At 69.8% G+C, this 2,195-nt stretch carries 2 protein-coding genes; both read left to right on the forward strand.

Features of this window, described 5'->3' with window-relative positions; genetic code table 11:
* Window positions 1–342 precede the first annotated feature (342 nt).
* On the forward strand, window positions 343–1,296 hold the full coding sequence (locus tag FV228_RS27350) for a lipid kinase (RefSeq protein WP_147857386.1): 954 nt from the start codon (window positions 343–345) through the stop codon (window positions 1,294–1,296).
* A complete protein-coding gene (locus FV228_RS27355) occupies window positions 1,293–2,051 on the forward strand; it encodes a TerC family protein (protein WP_147857387.1) in 759 nt (252 codons plus the stop codon). Before FV228_RS27350 ends, FV228_RS27355 begins: the two co-directional genes overlap by 4 nt.
* Window positions 2,052–2,195 lie beyond the last annotated feature (144 nt).

The following is a 2,195-nucleotide window of genomic DNA, read 5'->3' on the forward strand; positions in this document are numbered from 1 at the left end:
GCAGGATCACGCCGAGGGCGAGGGCGCGGCGGGTGGGATGGGTGGCGGGCATCGGTGCCTTCCTGGCGGCCGGAGCGTACGTGGGGAGAACGCGCCCGCATGCCGAAGCGGTTCCACGGTTTCCCCGGGCGCACCCGTGACTCTGACGATGTGCGGGGCCCACACCAGCCCGGGATTGCGGGGATGACGGGGTTGCGCTCGATCTTTTCACCACCAAGTCGGGGACAATCTTGGCTGTCGCGCGTTTCGGGCTGTCATCCCCCCTTTCGCCGCCCTGAGCATCGAGGTTCCTGTGTCCCGACTCGAGACCGCGGTGACCTCGCAGATGCATCGGAGCCCGTGATGAGTGCCGACCAACGCCGGGCGCTGCTGATCTGCAACGCGAAGGCGCGCAACGGCGGCCTCGACCTCGACGAGGTGCGGGGCATCCTGCGGGCGGGCGGGATCGAGCCGGTGGAGCCGCCGCCGGACGCCGACTGCCGGGCGGTCATCCGCGCGCACGCCAAGGACGTCGACCTCGTGATCCTGGGCGGCGGCGACGGCACCATGAACATGGCCGCCCCCGCCCTGGTGGAGAGCGGCCTGCCCCTCGCGATCCTGCCGCTGGGCACCGCCAACGACCTCGCCCGCTCCCTGGGCCTGCCGCTGGATCCGATCGCCGCGGCGCGGTTCATCCCGAATGCCGCGGCGCGGCCGGTCGATCTCGGCTGGGTCAACGGCCACTACTACTTCAACGTCGCCAGCATCGGTTTCTCGGCCGAACTGGCGGGCGAGCTCACGGCCGAATCGAAGAAGACCTGGGGCGTGCTCGGCTACGCGGTGGCGGCCATCCGGGTGCTGCGGCGGGTGCGGCCGTTCACGGTGACGATCGAGCACGACGGCACGGTCGAGCGGGTGACGACCATCCAGGTCTCCGTCGGCAACGGGCGCCACTACGGCGGCGGCATGACCGTGGAGGAGACCGCCACGGTCGATGACGGCAAGCTCGATTTCTACAGCCTGGAAGTCGCCCATTGGTGGCGGCTGATCGCGCTGCTGCCGGCCCTGCGCCGGGGCACCCATGGACGCGCGGCCGACGTGCGCGCGTTCCAGACCCGGGAGATCAAGATCGCGACGCGCAAGCCCCGACCGGTGAACACCGACGGCGAGCTGACCACGCACACGCCCGCCCATTTCAAGGTCTTCCCGAAGATCCTCCGGGTTTACGCTCCCGATCCGGCGGGCAGTGCCGGTCCGTTCGACCTGGCCGCCCTCGGCAGCCGCCTCTTCCCGACCAGCGAGACGCACGACCCGTGACCGACCTGATCCAGCTTGCGAGTCAGCCCGCGATCTGGGCCGCCCTGGCGACCCTCATCGTGATGGAGGTGGTCCTCGGCGTCGACAACCTGATCTTCATCTCGATCCTGACCAACAAGCTGCCCGCCGACCAGCAGACCCGGGCGCGGCGGATCGGCATCGGCCTGGCTTTGATCCTGCGGCTCGGTCTGCTGGGCACGGTCGCGTTCATCGTGCACCTGACCGAGCCGGTCTTCTCGGTGCTGGGACAGGATTTCTCCTGGCGTGACCTGATCCTGATCGGCGGCGGCCTGTTCCTCCTCTGGAAGGCCACCAAGGAGATCCATCACAGCGTCGATCCCGATGGCCCGGCCGAGACCGGGACATCCGGCGGCACGATCGGGTTCGGCGCGGCGATCGGCCAGATCCTGCTCCTCGACCTCGTGTTCTCGATCGACTCGATCATCACCGCAGTGGGCATGACCGAGCACGTGCCGGTGATGATGGTGGCCGTGGTGGTGGCGGTGATCGTCATGCTGGTCGCGGCCGAGCCGCTCTCGGCCTTTATCGCCCGCAACCCCACCGTGGTGATGCTGGCGCTGGGCTTCCTGATCATGATCGGCATGACGCTGATCGCGGAAGGCTTTGGGGCGCACGTGCCGAAGGGCTATATCTACACCGCCATGGCGTTCTCGGCCGGCGTCGAAGGCCTCAACATGCTGGCCCGCGGACGCAGGCGGGCGACCGCCGCCGGCACGGACCGGAACCCGCGCTGAGCGGTCCCGTCCCGCCGGCGCCAAGCGCCGAGACGGCGCTGGAGACACCCATGCGGATCGCGGCCCTCCTGTGCGCCCTGCTGGCTGCCGCCCCCGCCGGCGCGGAGACGGTCCCGATGCCCCCAGTCCCGATGCCCCCTGCCT

Source organism: Methylobacterium sp. WL18 (assembly GCF_008040015.1).
GTDB lineage: Bacteria > Pseudomonadota > Alphaproteobacteria > Rhizobiales > Beijerinckiaceae > Methylobacterium > Methylobacterium mesophilicum.

What these genes read in the sequence shown, in the direction of transcription:
- FV228_RS27350 (WP_147857386.1), top strand. Translation starts at nt 343, where the DNA reads ATGAGTGCCGACCAACGCCGGGCGCTGCTGATCTGCAACGCGAAGGCG.